Genomic DNA, 20,625 nt, shown 5'->3' on the forward strand with positions numbered 1-20,625 from the left:
AACATCCTTTCTTTCAATTATAGGGTTAGCGTTTTGAACGCCCAGGGGAGTCTTTCCTGAACGTCGACGGCCGACATGCCGATTTCTCCCTTGTCGGCCGCCACCAAATCCGCAGCGTAACCATGAATAAACACGCCGAGCCGGCAGGCGTCAAAGGGTTCGTATCCCTGACCCAACAGAGATGCCAGGATACCGGTAAGGACGTCACCCATCCCCCCCGACGCCATACCAGGGTTACCGCTCCCGTTGATGGCGACCCGTCCGTCCGGCGCGGCAATAACGGTACGGGCACCTTTCAGTATCATATACACGCCACGCTGTTCTGCAAACTCACGCGCCGCAGCAATCCGGTCTGCCTCGATAATCGCGGTGGAGGTGCCGGCAAGACGGGCCATCTCGCCCGGATGCGGGGTAAGAACGATGCAGTTGCTCCGTTTTCGCTTCAAGATGGCGGGGTCTTCGGACAGGGCGTTCAGACCATCGGCATCTATCACAAGAGGGGTCTCGATCTTGGTGACAAGATCGCGGATAAGTCGTGCAGTCTCTGGATGCCACGAGATGCCCGGCCCCAACGCGATAGCTGATTTGCCGCCAATGGCTTCGAGCAGTGCCGGCACAGAATCCTGCATAAGGCGTCCTGCACCGCCATCGGGAAGCGGCAGGGTCATGGCCTCGGTGGTTTTCATTTCCAGAATGGCGTTGAGGCTTTCGGGAACCGCCAAAGTCACCAGACCCGAGCCGGCACGAACCGCACTGTTTGCGGCCATGGCCGCGGCACCGGTCTTGCCGGTGGAGCCGGCAACAACAAGACAATGGCCGAAACTCCCCTTATGGGCGCGACGATCCCGTGGGCGAACCAGACGACAAGCCGTCCCATGGTCGACAAAATCATACCCTTCGGCATCAGCGGCAACCTGAAGAGGGATGCCGATATCAACCACACGGAGATCGCCACAGAGCTCGGCACCGGGATAAAGGACATGGCCAAGCTTGGCAAGGGCAAAGGTAACGGTTACGTCAGCCTTGACCGCAACGCCAAGAGTCCGGCCGGTCCCTGCGTCTATCCCCGAGGGAATGTCAACGGCCACGACCGGTTTTCCAGCGGCGTTCACAAGGTTAATCGCCTCGGCGAAGCTACCCTTAACCTCACTCTTGAGACCCGTGCCGAAGAGGGCGTCTATGATCACCGATGCCCGTTCCAGATGCGGGGCAAAAGGAGCGAGCCCCGCCGGAGGAGGCGAAAACGTGACGGTCCCAGGATCAAGACGATCCAGATTTACCCTGGCATCACCGGCAATCTCTTCGCGGGGGGCAAGGACGACGGTCTGAACTTCCCACCCTTCCTGCTGCAGAAGCCTGGCAATTACATAACCGTCGCCACCGTTGTTCCCCTTGCCGGCAACAATGAGTACCATCCGTCCCGCAGCCGGTCCGAATCGTTCAATAATGGCCGCAGAGCACCCCCGTCCGGCATGTTCCATGAGGTCAATGCCCGGTATGCCGAATTCCTCGATGGCGCGACGGTCCATCCGCTGCATGGTCTCGCCGGTAACAACCTTCATGCCCGCTCCAGAACCACCATGGCGACGGCAAAATTCCCGTCATGGGAAAGGGATACAAATGTCTTCGAGAGATTCATCTCAGCGAATAGCTGTTGTGCTTTGCCGTGAAGTCGCAGATCCGGCTTGCCGAGGGAGTCGTTGACAACCTCCACGTCATGCCAGGTCAATCCTTCGCGAAGCCCGAGGCCGCATGCCTTGAGAAAGGCCTCCTTGGCTGCGAAACGAAGGGCATAGTGCTGGGCACTGTGGGCCTTTCCCGCACAGTATTCCTGCTCGTGGATGGTGAACAGGCGCTCGAACAGACGCGTATTCCCCTCTTCCAGAAAACGCTCGAAGCGGGTTATGTCGACGATATCAACGCCGGTGCCGAAAATCACGGATAACCTCAGGCGTACTTGATGAGATCCACCATGTCGCGCACTGCCCGGTCGAGTCCCACAAGGACTGCCCGGGAGATGATGGAATGGCCGATGTTATACTCCTCGATGCCCCCCAGGGCCGCCACCTTCCTGATGTTGGTGTAATTAAGGCCATGACCGGCATTGATACCGAGACCGAGCTTGGCGCCAAGCTTAATGGCGTTCCCGATCCGCTCCAACTCGGCCTGCTCGGACTTCCAATCCTTTGCGTCGGCAAAGGCCCCGGTGTGTATCTCGATGTAGTCGGATCCAACCTTGCTGGAGGCCTTCACCTGGTCGGGGTCGGGATCGACAAAGAGGCTCACCGCGATGCCGCCATTCTGGAGCCTTTCCACCACTTCAGCAATCCCCTGCATGGCAATTCGCACGTCTAGTCCACCTTCGGTGGTGAGCTCCTGGCGTTTTTCAGGAACGAGGGTGCACATGTCGGGCTTTACGGAGAGGGCTATGGCAACCATCTCTGCCGTGGCCGCCATCTCCAGATTGAGCTTGGTCTTCACGGTTTGGCGAAGGAGTTTCAGGTCCCGGTCCTGGATATGACGGCGGTCTTCCCGCAGGTGAATGGTAATCCCGTCGGCTCCGGCCAACTCCGCCAGAGCGGCGGCAGCCACGGGATCGGGTTCCACTCCTCCCCTCGCCTGCCTGATTGTTGCCACGTGGTCAATATTTACGCCAAGCTTTGCCACCTACTTCCCTCCGATCTTCTTCTCAACCAGGTCGGCAATCTCCTTGGCCCACCCGGTAATCTGGTATTTGTCCTGACCTTCCAGCATGATCCGCAATAGCGGCTCAGTGCCGGAATAGCGGATGAGGATGCGCCCCTCGTCCTTCAGTTTATCTTCTACCCCCCGGATGAGCGCAGCCACCTCGGGGATCGTCATAATATCCTTTTTCTCTGCAACCCGCACATTAACGAGGACCTGGGGAAGCGGTATCATCACCTCGGCCAGCTCGGAGAGAGTCTTGCCGCTTCGACGCATGATGGCGAGGACCTGGAGAGCGGAGAGCATCCCGTCCCCCGTGGTGTTGTGATCAAGGAAGATCATGTGCCCTGACTGCTCGCCGCCGAGGTTGTAGCCTCCGTTCAGCATCTCCTCCACCACGTAGCGGTCCCCGACTGCCGTCTTGATCACCTTCCCTCCTGCCTTTTTCACGGCAATGTCGAGCCCCATATTACTCATAACCGTGGCCACGAGGGTGTTCTTGCGGAGTTTCTTATGTTTGAGCATGTCCGTGGCGCAGATTGCCATGATGTGGTCGCCGTCCACCTCGTTGCCGAACTCGTCCACAAAAATGACCCGGTCGGCGTCGCCGTCAAGGGCTATGCCCAGATCGGCCCGGTGCGCCTTGACCGCTTCACTGATAACCTCGGGGTGAAGGGATCCGAAGCCGGCATTGATGTTAGTGCCGTTGGGCTTGATGCCGTAGGGAATGACCTCCGCCCCAAGCTCCTCCAGAACTGCCGGCGCTACCTTGTAGGCGGCCCCGTTGGCGCAGTCGAGGACGATCTTCATCCCCGTGAGATCGAGCTCCTTGGGGAAGGTGTTTTTGAGAAAGACCACATAGCGCCCCACCGCATCGTCGATCCGGTAGGCCTTCCCCACCTCGGTGGCAATGGGGCGCAGGGAATCGATCTTCTTGGAGAAGATCAACTCCTCGATCTTGAGTTCCATCTCATCGGGGAGCTTGAAACCGTCCCGGGAGAAGAACTTGATGCCGTTATCCTGAAAAGCGTTGTGGGATGCCGAGATGACCACTCCCGCGTCAGCCCGCATGGACGAGGTGATATTGGCGATGCCGGGGGTTGGCAGTGGCCCCACCACGAGGACGTCTACTCCCATGGAACAGATACCGGCCACCAGGGCGTTCTCCAGCATGTAACCGGAAAGGCGGGTATCCTTGCCGATGACGATCCGGTGCCGCCGGTTGCCGTTTTTGAACAGATAAGCTGCGGCACGGCCGATCTGCATGGCCATTTCCGTCGTCATGGGATAAACGTTCGCCACGCCGCGAACGCCATCAGTACCGAAAAGCTTCTTCATATAACAACTCCTGGATAGCGAAATTACGGTTTCTGGACTGTTTTGGAACGGATCAGCCTTACTTCAACCGTTGCAGGAAAAAGACGGGTGATTGTTGCTTCTCGAGGGAGACCGAGCCTGCGTTCAAGGCCCTTGAACAGCGTGGTTCCCTCACCCACCCCCCGTGCGTCGAGCGGAATGATAATCCTTTCACTACGGAGCTTCAATAAAAGAATTTTCGGTCCGGCAACGGTTACTGAGGCCTCCGTGGGAACAGGGTTAGCGACAGAAAGGCCGGGAGGGAGATTGCGCAGTTCCAGGGGCACCGTAAGTTCCAGTTCAGCGGTGCGTCCTCCGGATACGCCACCCCACACAATCACGGCCAGAATGAGGGAAAGAAGCTTGAGATCCCAGTTGTTTGAGAAATTGCTCCAGTTCATGACGACAGCCATTGGGGCTCTATGAGCCGTTTGAGAGCCTTACGGAGACTACCCCCATCGGGCATGGGCATAAGTTTGCCACCGATAACCACAGACATCTGGCCTGTCTCCTCGGAAACCACGAGGGCCACGGCATCGACCACTTCAGTAAGTCCCAAGGCTGCCCGGTGCCGGGTGCCAAGGCTCTTGCTGATGGCCGGGTTCTGGGAGAGGGGGAGAAAACAGCCGGCCTTTGTCAGTTTACCACGCTGGATAACGACAGCACCGTCATGGATGGGCGAATAGGGGAGAAAAATTGAGGTAAGAATCTCGCTCGTTATCTTTGCATCGATCTCGGTGCCGGTCTGGAGGTGGGCCGAGACTCCCATCTCACGTTCGATCACGATAAGAGCGCCATGCCGGCGGGCTGAAAGATCAGCCAGCGCCGTTGTAAGGCCGTCGATGGCCTCCGTGGCCTCTTCAACCTCATAATCCCTTTCCTTGCCACTCCTTCCCAGGCTGACCAGCCCACGACGCAAGTCATGCTGGAACACAATGACGAGTATGATGATGAAGGAGCCGAACAGAGACCTCAAAATCCAGTGGAGTGTATCAAGGCCGACAAGACTGGTAAGAAAGTAGAGTGTGCCGAGAATGGCAAGTATGAGAAGAAGGCGTGCAGCTACCTTCCCCTTCAGGAGAAGGATAACCCGGTAGATAATGAAGGTGACGAGCGTGATGTCTACCAGATCTCGCCACCCGAAAAGCTGAAGGGAATCGGGCATCGTAGGCACCAGGCCGCTGGGAGTTCAGCGGCGTTACTAACACGGAAAGCTCGTCCAGTGAATCAATACGCGTGGGGGTGCAGCACGGCATGGGCCATATCCGCCACGTCGCGCATCTCACGTACTTCGTGAACCCGAAGGATGGAGGCACCGTTGGCGACTGCAAGGGCCACCGTTGCCGCTGTGCCGAACAGGCGTTCATCCACATTGCGGCCGAGAATGGTACCGATAAACGACTTGCGAGAGGTTCCGACAAGTATGGGGAGATGGAGATTGGCAAAATCCCGAAGTTGCCTCAGTATCTCGAGGTTGCCCTGAACGCTCTTGGCGAAACCAATTCCCGGATCAACAATAATCCGTTCCTTGGAAACTCCTGCGGCTTCCGCAATCGACACGGACTGACGAAGGAAATCAATCACCTCGGCGATCAGGTTGCCATAGGCGGTATCTCTCTGCATGGTGTCGGGTCTGCCGCGGGTATGCATCACCACCAGCCCGGCATCGGCTTCCGCCACCGTCGCAGCCATGGCCGGGTCAAAGGTAAGGCCGCTTATGTCGTTCACGATTTCGGCGCCGACGCGGAGCGCCTCACGGGCCACAACCGCCTTGTAGGTATCCACCGAAATCGGCACCGGAATGCGTCCTGCAAGCCGTTCGACCAGAGGAATGACCCGCCGCAGTTCCTCATCGGCATCCACCGGTACAACATTGGGACGGGTGCTTTCCCCCCCGATATCGACGATGTCCGCCCCCTGTCCAACCATCTGATGAGCCCGCTCTTCGGCACGGTCAAGATCAAGGTAACGGCTGCCGTCGGAAAAGGAGTCAGGGGTTACGTTCAGGATCCCCATGATGCAGGGACGCCGGGAGAGGTCCAGGGACCTCTTCGCTAACTTCCAGGTAGACGTAACGGCTATCTCTTCGGTGTTTCCCATCAGGAAGCGGGAATTCCCTCGGAAGCCGGAACCGCTCCCCTGACTGACCTGACGATCTGCTCCACTTCGTCGCCAGTCAGGTTTTCCTTCTCAATAAGCTCCAGGGAAAGCTTGTGGAGAATATCGATGTTGTCCCTGAGAAGCGTGGTAACTCGGCTGTAACTATCTTCGACGATCCTGCGGATCTCGCCGTCAATCTCCACGGCGGTGGCCTCGCTGTAGTTCTTGTGCATGGCCATGTCACGGCCCAGGAAGATAGACTCCTCCTTCTTGCCGAAGGACACAGGGCCCATCTTTTCGCTCATGCCCCATTCGCAGACCATCTTGCGGGCAAGATCCGTGGCTCTTTCGATATCGTTTCCAGCGCCGGTGGTAAGACTTCCGAAAATGATGTCCTCTGCGGCACGGCCACCCATGAGAACGGCGATGCGATTGAGGAGCGCTTCCTTTGAGTAGCTGTGCTTGTCCTCGCTGGGAAGCTGCATGGTGATTCCCAAGGCCCGGCCGCGGGGGATAATGGAAACCTTGTGAACCGGGTCAGACCCGGGGATAAGCTTTGCCACCAGGGTATGGCCCGCCTCATGGTAGGCGGTGTTCTTCTTTTCGTCCTCGGAGATGACCATGCTCCGGCGCTCGACCCCCATGAGGACCTTGTCCTTGGCATCGTCGAAGTCCTGCATATCCACAACACTCTTGTCCTTACGGGCAGCAAGAAGCGCCGCTTCGTTCACCACGTTGGCGAGATCGGCGCCCGAAAAACCGGGAGTCCCGCGGGCTATGACACCAAGATCCACATTAGGTCCCAGGGGAGTCTTTTTGGTATGAACCTTGAGGATCATCTCCCTCCCCTTCACATCGGGCTGGGGAACCACAACCTGACGATCGAAGCGGCCGGGGCGGAGCAGGGCCGGATCGAGGACGTCGGGACGGTTGGTGGCGGCGATAAGGATGACCCCTTCGTTGGACTCGAACCCGTCCATCTCCACCAGGAGTTGGTTGAGGGTCTGCTCCCGCTCGTCGTGGCCGCCGCCAAGGCCGGCCCCGCGGTGACGGCCAACGGCGTCGATCTCGTCAATGAAAATGATGCACGGGGCATTCTTCTTCCCCTGGACGAAGAGGTCACGGACCCGTGATGCACCAACCCCCACGAACATCTCAACAAAATCGGAACCGGAGATGGAGAAAAAAGGAACGCCCGCTTCGCCGGCCACAGCCCGGGCCAAGAGGGTCTTACCGGTTCCCGGAGGGCCAACCAGAAGCACCCCCTTGGGGATACGACCGCCGAGCTTGGTGAACTTCTTCGGATCCTTCAGAAACTGGATTATTTCCTCCAGTTCTTCCTTGGCCTCGTCTACGCCTGCCACGTCCTCGAAAGTGATCCGTCCCTGGGCCTCGGTGAGGAGCTTCGCCCTGCTCTTGCCGAAGGCCATTGCCTTGCCGCCCCCCCCCTGCATCTGGCGCATGAAGAAGATCCAAACCCCCACAAGGAAGAGAAGCGGGAACCACGAGATGAAGATGGAGAACCAGGAAACCTTCTCCTCCTCCGGCTTGGCAGAGATGCTGATCTTCTTTTCGAGAAGCTTGTCCGAGAGCGTGGCGTCCATGGGCTTGTAGCTTCTGAACTCCTTGCCGTCGGCAAATTTGCCAATAATTTCATTCCCCTGAATGGTAACTGCATTCACCTTGCCCGCGTCGACGGCGGTGATGAAGTCGCTGTAGCTCAACCTCTCAGAAGTGGTGCGCGGTTTGTTGAACAGATTAAAAAGAAGAATCATCATCAAGCTGATCACTAGCCAGAGCGCCAGGTTTTTGTAGAACTGGTTCAAGGATACCCCCCGTTGATGTGCCCTACGGCCTTTAGGCCATTGTATTTGCGATGTATCTAACTAATTGAAAAAAGCTATCATAACCCTTGCCCGTTGACAAGTCATTTAAGGGCAGTTCCCGCGCTGGTTCGGACCTCTGCAAGCACGGTGCGTACGGTTTTTTCAGTGACACGGGCAGAGTAGCCGGTACGGTACCCGCAGACCCAGACAAGATCACCGTTGCTGAAAACCAGGGGAACGAGCCGACGGCGCTCCATCGGGACTTTTTCGTCGATGAAGATATTCTTAACCTTCCTGGTCCCTGTCATTCCGAGGGGCCTGATCCGGTCGCCGGGGCGAAACCCTCTCACCACCCAGGGAAACGGGGCGCAATCCAGGTCGAAGCACGCCCGGTCCGGGGGAAGCGTGGCCAGATCTTCAGGCGGAGAACCCACGTCAACTACCATCTCACCGCCATCGGGAAGCGCGTAACATCCAGGCCCTTCGATGATGATGTCACCTTCCCACTCAGCTTCTTCAACTCCGCGACCGATGGTCAGAAGGCCGTAAGAACGAACAACCGCCACCCCCCCGGGTACTCGGATGCCGAGGTTCGGTTTCCGTGAACGGACAAGATCGTCGATCTGCAGCACATGTTTATAGCTGAGCCCCAGCAACGATCCTTTAATAAGGGAAACAGCCCCGCGGTAAAGACGGTAACGCACCCCACGCGGCTCATGGAGAAGCTCGGCCACACCAAGGATCACGCTGTCATCGGTTCGTTCCCGCACGGTTCGGCGGAGTGCTTCGCTTGCAAGGGTTTCAAGCACCTCCGCGTCAGCGGCAAGCAGGTCGGCAGTCACTGAAAGACGTCGCGAAATCTCAGGATTGAAGCGGGCGAGATGGGGAATAAGCTCGTGTCGGATACGGTTACGAAGAAAGGCCGTGTCGGCGTTGGACGAGTCAATACGAAAGCGAAGCCCTCGTGCGTGGAGGTACCCCTCAATCTCGGACCGCGAAAGCGTAAGGAGCGGACGCACAAACCGCCCATCCCTGCAGGGAGACATGGCTGAAAGGCCCGTGACGCCGGCCCCCCGGAGAAGTCTCAGCAGGAGCGTTTCGGCCTGGTCGTCAGCATGGTGGGCAAGGGCCACGGACCTGGCGCCGTACCGCTCCATCACACGGTCGAAGAATTCGTAGCGGGCACGGCGGCCGGCATCCTCCAGGGAGAAGTGTTCCCGAGCACTCGCAGCCCGCACGTCGATTTTTTCATTTACGAAGGGGAGACTGCGGGAGGCGGCGAGATCTGCAACGAATCGCTCGTCTTCATCGGACTCGGCACCACGCAGAGAATGGTTCAGGTGGGCAACCACAAGGTTCAAACGGAGGTCTGATAAAGAGATAAGGATATCGAGGAGGGCAACGGAGTCGGGACCGCCGGAAACGGCAACAATCACCGTGTCACCGGGAGTAAAGAGGGAATGTTCGCGGGAAAAGGCAAGGACCTTCGCGGGGACCGATCGCATCGGTTCACTCCAGTGCGCCACGTTCTGTGGGGAGCGCAAACGAAAAAACCCCTCCTTGTTAGAGAGGGGTCGGTTGTTATTGGTGGCGGTGCAGGGACTTGAACCCCGGACACTACGGATATGAGCCGTATGCTCTAACCAGCTGAGCTACACCGCCGCAAAAGAGACGTTCTATCTACCCCATCTTTTTTTTGATGTCAAGAAAAAAGCTCTCCGAATAAATTCGCCTTCCCTCACCCACTCAGGGCCTTCCGAAGCCCGGACCTGCGCTCGATTCGACGGGCTACGCAAGCGCGCAACACCTCTTCACCGCACCAGAGCCCGACCGATGCCCGGGCACGGGTAATGCCGGTGTAGAGAAGTTCCCGGGTCAACACCGGGCTCTCGAAGGGGGGTATCACCATGAGTATCCCGTCAAACTCGCTCCCCTGGCTCTTGTGGACCGTCATGGCAAAGACCGTTTCGTGGGAGGGCAAACGCAGGGGCGACACCTTCCGGACCCCCTCTCCGGATGCCGGGAAGAAGACGGCGAGGCTTCCGGGATTCTCAGGATCGGGAAGGGTGATCCCCACGTCGCCGTTGAAGAGTCTCAGGGCATAATCGTTGACGGTCACCATGACCGGCCGCCCCCGATACCAGCGACGGGTCGGAGAGATGATTCCCCTGCCGGCAAGAATCCGTTCGATGGCCCCGTTCAGACCGGTAACACCATACCGTCCCTCTCGCACGGCACAGAGCACCCTGAAGCGGTCAAAGGCAGCCAGGATCGCCGCAGGATCGTCATAGGCAAGGTAGTCGCCGTATCCGGCAAGCACCTCCGGCGCAAGGGTCTGGTCCAGTTCCTCCGCGGATGGGGTCCCACGCCAGGTCACGCCGAGGACGCCCTCTTCGCGGAGAATCGCCAGGGCACGGTCCCCATCACCGTCGTTTATGGCACGACTGAGGGCTCCGATGCCGCTGTCAGTGCCGAAACGGTAGTTTTTTCGGAGGATCACGAGGGAGTCGGCCAGAGGAGAGCGTACCCCATCCGTAATCTCCTCTTCCAGTTGCCCGCCGGTGGTTTCTTCAACGAAGCGACGGAACTCCGGCGAGAAACCGCGGACATCGCCCGCATCGCAGATATCGCCGAGGACCGCGCCGGCCTCCACCGAGGCGAGCTGGTCCCGGTCCCCCAGGAGGATGAGCCGGGCGTTCGGCGTCATGGCCTCCACTAGGCGGGCCATGAGCGGAAGCGCCACCATGGAGGCCTCGTCAACCACCACCACATCATAAGGGAGGAGGTTCCCCCGATGGTACCGGAATCGGTTGGAGCCGGGGATCACCCCTAGAAGCCGGTGGATGGTCGTCACCTCGTCAGGGATCCGATCCTGCACTGAGGTAGCCCCTGCAAGCCCTTCGCGTGCCCCTCGGATCGCTTCCTTGAGCCGTGCCGCAGCCTTCCCCGTGGGGGCCGTGAGGGCGACGCGCAGCCCCTCGTTGCCGGGTTGCTCCAGGAGCAAGGCGATGATCTTGACCACCGTGGAGGTCTTGCCGGTGCCCGGTCCGCCGGAGATGACCGTGCAGCTGCCGCGCAGGCCCGCGGCCGCCGCAACCCGCTGCCAGTCGGTCTCTCCATCGGGGAGAGGCCCGAAGAGGCGTGCCAGTCCGTCCCGCAGAAGGGCGCTATCGACCTGACAGGTTAATCCGGATTTTTCTTTGATTTTTTCAGCCAGTTCAGCCTCATATTTCCAGTAACGGTAGAGGTAGAGCCGGTTGTCGTCCAGGACCAGGGGAGCAAACTCGCCGGGCGCCCCCACCACGCCGGAAGAGCACAGGGCATCGACGAACTGGTTATTATCCTCACCCTCTCCCGCCTCGGCGACGAGATCAATACAGATGTGCCCCTGCCCCACGGCACTGCTCACCCGGAGGGCAGCCTGACGCAACTCACTACTCTCGTTCCGGGCAAGGCGGCAGAGGAAATCGGCGAAACGGTAGTCTATGTCCCGGTAGTCGGCGGTATCAAACGCCATGGCTTTGCTCCTTCAGTGCCACAAGACAGTCAGTAAGCTCGTCGATGAGCCCCTTGGGTGGGGTATCGCGGTAGATGCCATAGCCGGGGCGTACAGGGTCGACACCCCGGAGAAAGACATAGAGGACGCCGCCAAAGTGGGTTTCGTACCGGTACCCGGGGACCCGCTGCGCCAAGTGGAGATTGAGGGCCACCGTATAGAGAAGGTACTGAAGCGGATAGAGCTTGCGCTCCATCTCCCGGCTCAAGTCCTCACGGTCGTACTCTTCGGCCCGGTTCCCCAGGTGATTCGACTTCCAGTCGATCAGATAATAACGACCCTTGTGGCGAAAGACCATGTCCACGAAGCCGCGCACCATCCCCTGCACCGGTGCGAAATCGAGCCGCGCGGCCACTTCCGCGAGGCTGGCGCCATCGGGCAGGGCTCCCCAGCGGCGCAGGATCGCAGCCACCCGATCGGCGCCCACGAACCGGAGGGGGAAAAAGAATTCCATCTCGGGGCGCCAGCTCTTCGGCGCCAGATCGGCGAGTCTGAAGGCCCCCTCCCCGGCGCCGAGGGGAGCGGCCAGAACGTTATGGACCATGGCGCAAACCGCACCGCACCACTCGCCGCCGAAGCCGTGGCGCGCCAATTCATGGACCACCACGTCCCGCACCTTCTCCGGTGCGGTGTCGGAAAAATCGAGTTTCTCGAAGACGGCATGGAGAGCGATCCCCGCCTGTGGCCCCCGGGGAAAAGCGAAAATGCTTCCTTCTTGCGGTAGCACAGCCTCCTCGGCGACCTGCTCATACCCGGCATCAGGGGTTGCCTGGTCCCGGTCGGGGAGTTCCTCCTCGGGGCGGTGACGGGCCGCAAAAGAGGTGAAACTCGCCACACGCCAGTCGCTCTCGATCTTTCTGCCGAAGTGGGGGCAGACAGGAGCTTCGGCCACCGCTGACCCGCTCCGGAAGCTCCCCGCCACCGGCGCGGGATCGACGGAGACGGCGATGGCCCCTCCCCCCTCCTCCTTCAACTTCTCAAGGCGCGCCAGGAGCTGGGTGTCGGAGATATCCTTCATCACTCGACCAAGCTCCGCCGTCAAGTCGTCGCCCTGGCGATCATCGGGACAATGGAGGAGATAGGTCAGGGCCGAGGTCTCGGCGTGGCGGAACTTCCCCCACACCAGGTAACAGCGGTACCTGGCCCGGGTCAGGGCCACGTAGAGGAGCCGGACGTTTTCGGCCAGGACCTCGGTGCGGGCCTTCCGACGGCGGGCCTCGAACATGTCGGAACCGAAGTCCGCCACCATCCGGTAGCCGTCGTGACAGACGGCGGTATCGTCGTCATCCCGGACGCCACCCCACGTGAAGGGACAGAAAACAATGGGATACTCAAGCCCCTTGCTTACATGGATCGTCACGATCCGGACCGCCTTCTCGTCCGATTCAAGTCGAATCTGGTACTCCTCGTTGGGAGGAGGAGAGTTCACCCGTTCGCCGAACCAGGCACAGAGGGGATCCACACCAAGGCTCCCCTCCGTGGCGGCCCCGTGGATCACCTCGCCGCAGTGGAGGACGTTGGTGAGCCGCCGCTCCCCGTCAGCGAGGGGAAGGAACCGTTCCCGCACCCCCTCCCGGGCCAGGAGGGTCCGGAACATGGTCATGAAGCCGCGCCCCTGCCAGAGATCATGGTACTCCCGGAACGTGGCAAGGCGATCCTCCCATCCCCGCTCGTCCTCCAGGAGGCGGGCGATCTCGTTCCCGGACACGCCGAGAAGGGCTGTGGCAAGGGCTGCCCGCACCCTGGTCTCGCTGGAGGGCTCGGCAACGGCCTCCAGCACCCGAAAGACCTCCGCCGCCTCTGCCGTGGCGAAGAGGCTCATGGCGCTCTGGACCACCGACGGGATGCCGAGCCGCCGCAGCTCCTCCTGCACAAGGGCCGCCTCGTTATGGCTCCGGACGATGACGGCGATGTCCTCGGGCACCACTCCCCGGCCGTCGATGGTCGCCTTTCCCGCCCGGCCGTCAACGAGGAGCCCGGCGATCTCGGCCCCCACTGCCGTCACAATCTTCTCCCTGGCCGGTCCAAGGGAGATTCCGGCGCCATCCTCCGGAGTCCGTGCCATGAACCAGAGCTGGAGAGGGGCCAGGTTGCGCCCGTCCATAATAAGGGGATCTTCCCGTTTGGCCGCTGTCACCTCCGGGTAGCCGATGGCCTCAACCACAAAGGGAGTTTCCCGTTTCTGCCGGAACAGGGTGTTGACCCCCTCCACCATCGGGGGGGTGGAACGCCAGTTCTCCCCCATGGTGAAACGGGTCTCCGCGGGGACATCGTTCCGGGCCTCCAGGTAGGCAAAAATGTCGGCCCCCCGGAAGCTGTAGATGGCCTGCTTGGGGTCGCCGATGAGGAAAAGGGGGGTGGTCGCGTCCCGGTAGATCTCCCTGAAAATCCGGTACTGGACCGGGTCGGTGTCCTGGAACTCATCGATGAGGGCTGCCTGGTAGCGTTTTGCGAGCCGCTCGGCCAGATCGGCCCCGGTGGGTCCCCGGAGCGCCCGGTGGAGATCCACAAGAAGATCGTCGTAGGAGCGGTTGGCACGCTCTCCCTTGAGAATGGCAAGCCGCTCCCGGGCGAAAGTGTAGAGACTTCCCCGGAGGGCCAGGAAACGCTTCTCCACGAGCCGGAGCAGCCGGTCGCAGAGATCGAAAAAGGGATGTTCCGGCGGCTCGTTTTTTTTCAGGATCTGGCCCAGGATAAAGGCGGTGGTGAACTTCTCGAACCCTGGGCAGAGATCCCACGGATTCCCTGAGGCCGCGTAATTCGTCATCCCCTCCAGGAGGCCGGGAACCAGGTCGAGATGATAGTTTTTCTGTGATCGGCTCAACCCCTTGTGGTTAGTGATGATCTCCTCGATCTCACCCCGCTTTGACTCCCACATGCGGGTCAGCTCGCCGTAGAGGGCCTCACACTCACTGACAAGGACTGCCACCTCATCGTCGCCGAAGAGGGGAACCACCACCAGCTCCGGATTACCGAGCTTCCCACGGAGGAAGCGGGCAAGCCCCTCGGGTGACCACTTGAACCGGAGGGCCTGGGGGAGAAGGGGCGCATCGGCGCCGAAAAAGGTGCGGCGCCAGAAGTCGTCCACGATCTCCTGGATAAGGGGGTTCTGGTCGGCCACAAGCTCCGTGTCGTAAAGAGAGCCGCTCTCGAAGGCGTTTTCCTGCAGGGCTCGGGAGCAGAAGCCGTGGATGGTGGAGATGGCCGCGCAGTCGAAGGTCCGCAGGGCCAGGTCGAGGCGCCGCAGGGCCTCGTCGGTCCCCGGCCATTCGATGCGGCCTGATTCGTCCATTTTCAGGAGGAACTCGTCCGATGTCCCGGCCCCGGCAAAGACGTCGCGGGCCTCCCGCAGCCGTTCCCGGATCCGGGAGCGGAGCTCCTTGGTGGCCGCCTCGGTAAAGGTGACCACGAGGATATCTTCGGGCTTGAGCCCCTTTTCCACCACCAGGCGCAGGTAGAGGCAGGCGATGGCGTAGGTCTTGCCGGTGCCGGCGCTGGCCTCGATGAGGTTGCGTCCCGAGAGGTCGATTGTCAGGTTATTGTAGGTTTCCATCGCTCACTCCCCCCTGCCCTGTCTGTGGTCGGTCAGGGGTTCGAAGACGGCCCGGGCGATCCGCGCGAATTCCCCGTCGAGGGGGTCGGTGGCGCCGAAGCAGAGACGGTAGTAGGGGTCATCCCTCTCCGGAAAAAACTCCCCCTCCCAGGCGGTGCGGGCGGCGGAAAGCTCCCACTTTTTCGCATAGGCGGCCGCGGTGCGGGGGAAGAACCGGAGCGGCTCCCGCAGCCCTTTCCCGTATAGGCCAACAAGGGTCTCCAGGTGCGCCAGGGATTCCTTCACCGGCACCAGGCACAGGGAGGCATCGGTGGCAACAAAGATGCTTGAAGCCGGATATCCCTCGCGGATGAGGGCGTTCAACACCAAGTGCTCGATCCAGAGCCGCACCTGGTCCCGCCCGGAGAGCTTCGCGCCCCGATGGCGCAGAAGGGCATCGGGCCAGATGTCGCCCAGGGTGCCGGTTATCCGGTACGGGCCAATGGCCAGGTCAACCGGAAGTGAATCCATGGGGGCCCTTCCCCCGATCAACTCCTTGATCCTCCCGGCCAGTTCCCGGACCCCATCGTCGAGTCCCCGGAACATGAGCTCCCCCTGGCGAGCCGGCGGGAGCACTCCCCTGGCCCGGGCCACGGGGAAGATTTCCACGGGATCCCTCCCCGCCAGGGCCAGGTCCAGCATTTCCCCCTTGAGCCGAAAGGCGTCGAGGGAATCCAGCTCGAAAGGCTCCCGGTCGTCGAGGGAGGGCGGAAGCTCATCGAGCCGGATCCCGAGCCGGGTCCGCACGAAATACCGGGCCGGGTTATCGAAGAAGGAGAGGAGGCCGGCAAGGGAGACCGTCAACAGCTCCTCCGGGGGCTCCGGCAGTGGCTCCGTCATGAAAGACGGCACCGGGGCACTCCCCTTCTGGCGCTGCGCCACGGCCTTGCGGTTCTCTTCCGAATAGCTGAAAAGCGTGCCGGCGCCGGTGAAATAGGCCGGGCTGAAGGGCTGGAGCCGGTGCTGCGTCACGAGGTTTTTCGGGAAATCCGGGGAGCCGTCCATGAAGCGGCGCCCCAGGTAGTCGAGAAACTCGTCCACGAGGACCGACGGGGGGAGCGTGCTGTTGTCCCGGATGCTCTGCCCCGTGTAGCTGATGATGAAATGCCGCCGGGCCGAGAGGAGGGCCTCCAGGAAGAGGTAACGGTCCTCGTCCCGCAGGGAGCGGTCCCCCCGCCGCCGATCCCGGGCGATGAGGTCGAAACCGGGGGGACGGTTCTGGCGGGGGAAAGCCCCGTCGTTCATTCCCAGGAGCGCGATAACCGCGAAGGGGATGCTCCGCATGGGGAGCATGGCGCAGAAGGTGACCCCGCCGGTCATGAAGCCGAGCCCCCGCACCTCCCGATCGAGCCTCCCCCGGAGCCAGGCGCGAATCACCGGCAGCTCCACCTCTCCGCCAAACTCCGCCTCGTCACGCACCGTCTCAAGCTCGGCGAGAATGCCGTTCAGGGCAGCCAGATCGAAAGCCCCCTCTTCTCCGGGGGCGAAGAAATCATCGAGAATCCGCCGGCAGAGCCGCACCCATTCCGTCAGGGTGCGGGGGCGCTCCAGTTCGTCCACCAGGGCATGGAGTCCTTCCACAAAACCCGCGAACCGGCCGAGGACCGCCGGCCCCTCCCCTTCCATGGCGTCAAAGGGGAGGATGCCATTCACCATCCGGCCATCCTCCTCGGGCATGGCATATCCCAGGAGGAGGCGGTCCAGGCCGGCCCGCCAGCTGTGCTCCCGATAGGGAGGGAATCCTGCGCGGCGCCGCTCCTCCTCGTCCATCCCCCACCGGATACGGGTCTCCTCCAGCCAGGTGCGGATCAGCTCCAGATGACCGGCGTCGAGGCCGAACCTGGCGTGGACCATGGGAGAGGCCAGGATCTCGGTGACCCCAGTCACCGGGAACCGCTTGCCGGGAAGGTCAAGGATCGCCAGGAAGGTCTCCGCCAGCCCCCCTTCCCTGCGGATGCTCCGGTCGGCGATGGAGTAGGGGATCTTCAGCCGCGGGTCCTGGCACCCGTCGAAGACGGCGGAGATGTAGGGGGCGTAGGTCTCGATGTCCGGCGTCATGACGAGGATGTCGCGGGGGGTGAGGTCGCCTGACGTTGCAAAGAGGTTCAGGAGGGTGTCGTGGAGCACCTCCACCTCCCGCATGGGGCTGTGGCAGGAGGAGATCAGGACGGAACGGTCCGCTGCGGTCACGGGTCGCTTTTCGCCGCCGCTCCCCTCCAGGCGGAGGATGTCGTTCTGAACCATGTCGAGAAGCGTCGTGTCGGGAGTCTCGCCGTAGAGGTCGGTGTCGCAGCCGGCCGTGGCCCCCAGCTCAACGAGGGTGTCCGAAAACTCCTTTCCCAGGAGCCCCAGGGAAGCCAGGAGCGGGTTCCCCTCGATCCGCACCTCCCGCTCCTCCGGGGAGAGCCGGGCAATAATACGCTCCGGGAGGATGTCGGCCCAGTACTCGCGGCAGGGGCCCATGACGAAGAGATTCACCTCGGTTACGTCGGCGATGCGCCGGAAGACGTCCAGGTGGAACTGGGGGAGGTACGAGATGCCGAAGACGGTGATCCGCTCCGGAAGAAGGGGAGTGTCCACCTCTCCCCGGGCCAGGCGCCGCAAGAACTCGCTCCGCACCGCCTCCCGGTGGAGCCCCCTCCCTTGCTCCGCCAGGGCCCGCCAGAGGATGGCCTGCCAGTGGTCCTCGCTCCCCTTTTCCCAACGGGTGATCATGCCGGGACGGAAGATGGTGTACTGGTCGAAGGTGTCGGCGATCTTCCCGGCAAGCTGATAGAGTTTCAACTCCCGTTGCCCCCCGGTCAGGTATCCCGCCAGGGGGGCGAACGCCGACTGGTCCAGGAAGGCGGGGAGCAGCCCCATGATCCGCCACGACAGAACCGCCGGGTCGAAGGGGGATGTGGCGGGAAGCTCCGGCAAGGCTTTCCTGAACAGGTCCCAGACAAAGGCGTTGGGAAAGGGATAGGCACCGTTGGCCCAGACGCCCTGTGCCGTTGCCAGTTCCATGGCCAGCCAGCGCTGCATCCCCTTGCTCTGGACAACGATCACCTCCGGCGCCAGGGGGTCGGCCAGAGGACGCCGAAGAACCTCGACAAGCCGGGCGACGAGATGTTCCATCCGGTTGCTGGAGTAGAGAGAAAGGGACATGGGGTCTCCGCGAAAAAAATATTCTCAAGGTGCATCGTAGGAAGACAATGAGTCACAATACGTCTTGAACTTGCGCCGCCACCGGGAACATCAGACTATACGCTTTTGCCCGGAAAAGGAAGGGAGGAGCAAGGGCGTTTCTTCTGTTGACACTCTCTTAGACACCACGGTATTAAACACAGGTTGTTTTCACGAACACTTTCAAGAGGAGGCGCGTAAACAGTCATGATCCAGATCGATTTCCAGAAAATGGGGGGGCTCATTCCTGCCATCATCCAGGACCACGAATCCGGCGAAGTTCTCATGGTGGCGTTCATGGACGAAAAAACCCTGAACCTGACCCTTGAGTCGGGCAAGACCTGGTTTTTCAGCCGCACCCGCAACAAGTACTGGATGAAGGGCGAGGAGTCGGGTAACACCCAGGAGGTTATGGAAGTCCTCACCGACTGCGATGCTGACTCGGTGGTCATCAAGGTGAAGCAGAACGGCCCGGCCGCCTGCCACACCGGCAACCGGAGCTGCTTCTATGTGCGGTGGGAGGACGGCCAGTGGGTGGAGCACTCCAACCCCCTCTTCGATCCGAAGGAGGTCTACAAGAAATGAGCAACCTCCTGAACCTCGGCATCCCCAAGGGGAGCCTCGAAAACGCCACCGTGGACCTCTTCAAGAAGGCCGGCTGGCAGATCAGCATCTCCTCCCGCAGCTACTTCCCCGGCGTTGACGACGACGAACTGAACTGCAAGCTGATCCGTCCCCAGGAGATGGGAAAGTATGTGGAGCGCGGCACCATCGACGCCGGCATCGCCGGCCGCGACTGGGTCCGGGAGAACGACTCCGACGTGGTGGAAGTCTGCGAGATGGTCTACTCCAAGGTCTCCCGCCGCCCGGCCCGCTGGGTGCTGGTGGTCACCAAGGACTCGCCGGTACAGAAGCCCGAAGACCTCCACGGCGCCACCATCTCAACCGAGCTGGTCGGCTTCACCAAGCGCTATTTTGCCGAGCGCAACATCCCGGTGAACGTGGAGTTCTCCTGGGGGGCCACCGAGGCCAAGGTGGTGGACGGCCTCTGCGACGCCATCGTTGAGGTGACCGAAACCGGCTCCACCATCAAGGCCAACGGCCTGAGGATCGTCTGCGACCTCATGGAGTCGGTGCCGGTCCTCATCGCCAACAAGGCCGCCTGGGCCGATCCCTGGAAGCGACAGAAGATCGAATCAATCGCCACGCTCCTCAAGGCGTCCCTGGCTGCCGAAGGAATGGTGGGGCTCAAGATGAATGCCCCCAATGACAAAGTCGAGGCTATTACCCAAATCCTCCCGAGCCTCAACCACCCCACCGTGGCCCACCTCTACAAATCCGACTGGGTTTCCATCGAGAGCATCCTCCACGAGAAGGAAGTGCGGCGGATCGTGCCGGAGCTCATCAGGCTCGGCGCCCAGGGGATCATTGAGTACTCCCTGAACAAGGTGCTGTGATTAATTGAATTGACAAAAGCAGATGCACAAACGCCGTGAGCCCCTGTGAATGAGGCTCACGGCGTTTTGAGTTTGGCTTGTCCGTGATGTTTCCTATGCCTGGAGAGAATCGACCCTGGTATCAATTCTCACATGCAGAGCTTTTTTGATGGTTGCAAAGATGGCTGATAGATTATCCATGGTAGGATTTCCAGAAGCAGAAAGCATCCTGTGAAGGCTTTTACTCGGCTTCTGAACTTCTTCAGCCAATCGCTCAAATCCGACCGTTGCATTTATAAGGTCGCGGAGAACGAGCTTGGCGGTCACGGAGTCGCCATCCAGCATTAAATCAATCGCCTCATGAAGCAGTGACTTGGCAAAATCAGGGTCAGACTCAACCCGTTTTTTAATAGTTTCTTTGAAATCTCTTGTCAGGGCCATTTTTCAACTCCTTACATCTATTTCTTTTTCTGGTTGGCCTTTCGTTTCTTGTATTCCTTCCACATAGCTTCTGCTTTATTGATATCCTTTTGCTGTCCTCTTTTTGTCCCTCCACCGAGAAGAATGATCAACCTGTCACCGTCTTTTCCAATATAGACGCGATAGCCAGGCCCCCAATCAAGCCGGTATTCTCCGATTCCACCAAACCATTTTACGTTGGCGAGATTTCCTTGCTCCATCTTGAGCTTCACAATCGCAATTTTTGCAGCCGCGACGGTATCCAACCCAATAAACCACTCTTCATATGGGCTTGTTCCATCTTCACGGATATATTCCTCAGCCCTGTAACCCCATGCCAGAATAGTACCTTATATGTTACCATCGTTCAATTATTTTTCTGCATAACGGGTATGGCTTGACCCGCCGGCTTCTTGGTGTCGGGTCGTAAGCCTTTTTGGAACTGCTCCG

General features: G+C 60.5%; 16 protein-coding genes and 1 tRNA gene. 2 read left to right on the forward strand and 15 right to left on the reverse strand.

Annotated elements, in window-relative coordinates; translation table 11 throughout:
* Positions 1-17 precede the first annotated feature (17 nt).
* The 13 genes from KI811_RS05060 to recC form a co-directional block, all read right to left on the reverse strand.
* Positions 18-1,562, reverse strand: coding sequence for an NAD(P)H-hydrate dehydratase (locus KI811_RS05060; RefSeq protein ID WP_214185394.1), 1,545 nt, complete (start codon positions 1,560-1,562; stop codon positions 18-20).
* Complete coding sequence (locus tag KI811_RS05065) at positions 1,559-1,939, reverse strand: holo-[acyl-carrier-protein] synthase (RefSeq protein WP_214185395.1); 381 nt, start codon at positions 1,937-1,939, stop codon at positions 1,559-1,561. Before KI811_RS05065 ends, KI811_RS05060 begins: the two co-directional genes overlap by 4 nt.
* Positions 1,940-1,947: 8 nt before the next feature.
* Positions 1,948-2,667: a pyridoxine 5'-phosphate synthase gene (locus tag KI811_RS05070; protein ID WP_214185396.1), complete on the reverse strand. Its 720-nt coding sequence runs from the start codon at positions 2,665-2,667 to the stop codon at positions 1,948-1,950.
* The gene (gene glmM, locus KI811_RS05075; RefSeq protein ID WP_214185397.1) at positions 2,668-4,023 is read right to left on the reverse strand and encodes a phosphoglucosamine mutase; all 1,356 of its coding nucleotides are present in this window, start codon (positions 4,021-4,023) and stop codon (positions 2,668-2,670) included. It lies immediately after the preceding gene.
* Positions 4,024-4,046: 23 nt separating this feature from the next.
* Positions 4,047-4,454, reverse strand: a complete 408-nt coding sequence (locus KI811_RS05080; RefSeq protein ID WP_246551377.1) for a CdaR family protein — start codon at positions 4,452-4,454, stop codon at positions 4,047-4,049.
* Complete coding sequence (gene cdaA, locus KI811_RS05085; RefSeq protein ID WP_214185398.1) at positions 4,439-5,206, reverse strand: diadenylate cyclase CdaA; 768 nt, start codon at positions 5,204-5,206, stop codon at positions 4,439-4,441. The genes KI811_RS05080 and cdaA overlap by 16 nt, the downstream gene beginning before the upstream one ends.
* 62 nt (positions 5,207-5,268) lie before the next feature.
* Positions 5,269-6,141 (reverse strand): dihydropteroate synthase, encoded by an 873-nt coding sequence (gene folP / locus KI811_RS05090; protein WP_214185399.1) that lies wholly within the window; start codon positions 6,139-6,141, stop codon positions 5,269-5,271.
* Positions 6,141-7,967, reverse strand: coding sequence for an ATP-dependent zinc metalloprotease FtsH (gene ftsH / locus KI811_RS05095; protein ID WP_214185400.1), 1,827 nt, complete (start codon positions 7,965-7,967; stop codon positions 6,141-6,143). The genes folP and ftsH overlap by 1 nt, the downstream gene beginning before the upstream one ends.
* Positions 7,968-8,068: 101 nt before the next feature.
* Positions 8,069-9,472, reverse strand: a complete 1,404-nt coding sequence (gene tilS / locus KI811_RS05100; protein WP_214185401.1) for a tRNA lysidine(34) synthetase TilS — start codon at positions 9,470-9,472, stop codon at positions 8,069-8,071.
* A gap of 80 nt (positions 9,473-9,552) precedes the next feature.
* A tRNA-Met gene (locus tag KI811_RS05105) sits at positions 9,553-9,629 on the reverse strand.
* Positions 9,630-9,705: 76 nt separating this feature from the next.
* Positions 9,706-11,484: an exodeoxyribonuclease V subunit alpha gene (gene recD, locus KI811_RS05110; protein WP_214185402.1), complete on the reverse strand. Its 1,779-nt coding sequence runs from the start codon at positions 11,482-11,484 to the stop codon at positions 9,706-9,708.
* Positions 11,474-15,076: an exodeoxyribonuclease V subunit beta gene (gene recB, locus KI811_RS05115; RefSeq protein ID WP_214185403.1), complete on the reverse strand. Its 3,603-nt coding sequence runs from the start codon at positions 15,074-15,076 to the stop codon at positions 11,474-11,476. Before recB ends, recD begins: the two co-directional genes overlap by 11 nt.
* 3 nt (positions 15,077-15,079) lie before the next feature.
* Positions 15,080-18,262: an exodeoxyribonuclease V subunit gamma gene (gene recC / locus KI811_RS05120; RefSeq protein ID WP_214185404.1), complete on the reverse strand. Its 3,183-nt coding sequence runs from the start codon at positions 18,260-18,262 to the stop codon at positions 15,080-15,082.
* A gap of 225 nt (positions 18,263-18,487) precedes the next feature.
* Between recC and hisI the strand changes: the two genes are divergently transcribed.
* Positions 18,488-18,865 (forward strand): phosphoribosyl-AMP cyclohydrolase, encoded by a 378-nt coding sequence (gene hisI, locus KI811_RS05125; RefSeq protein ID WP_214185405.1) that lies wholly within the window; start codon positions 18,488-18,490, stop codon positions 18,863-18,865.
* Entirely contained in the window at positions 18,862-19,737 is an 876-nt protein-coding gene (gene hisG, locus KI811_RS05130) for an ATP phosphoribosyltransferase (RefSeq protein WP_214185406.1), read from the forward strand. The genes hisI and hisG overlap by 4 nt, the downstream gene beginning before the upstream one ends.
* Before the next feature lie 93 nt (positions 19,738-19,830).
* Here the strand turns inward: hisG and KI811_RS05135 are convergent, their stop codons facing one another.
* Complete coding sequence (locus KI811_RS05135; RefSeq protein ID WP_214185407.1) at positions 19,831-20,157, reverse strand: helix-turn-helix domain-containing transcriptional regulator; 327 nt, start codon at positions 20,155-20,157, stop codon at positions 19,831-19,833.
* 17 nt (positions 20,158-20,174) lie between these two features.
* On the reverse strand, positions 20,175-20,519 hold the full coding sequence (locus KI811_RS05140; RefSeq protein ID WP_343213592.1) for a type II toxin-antitoxin system RelE/ParE family toxin: 345 nt from the start codon (positions 20,517-20,519) through the stop codon (positions 20,175-20,177).
* Positions 20,520-20,625: the final 106 nt, after the last annotated feature.

Source organism: Geobacter hydrogenophilus, assembly GCF_018501225.1.
Classification (GTDB): domain Bacteria; phylum Desulfobacterota; class Desulfuromonadia; order Geobacterales; family Geobacteraceae; genus Geobacter; species Geobacter hydrogenophilus.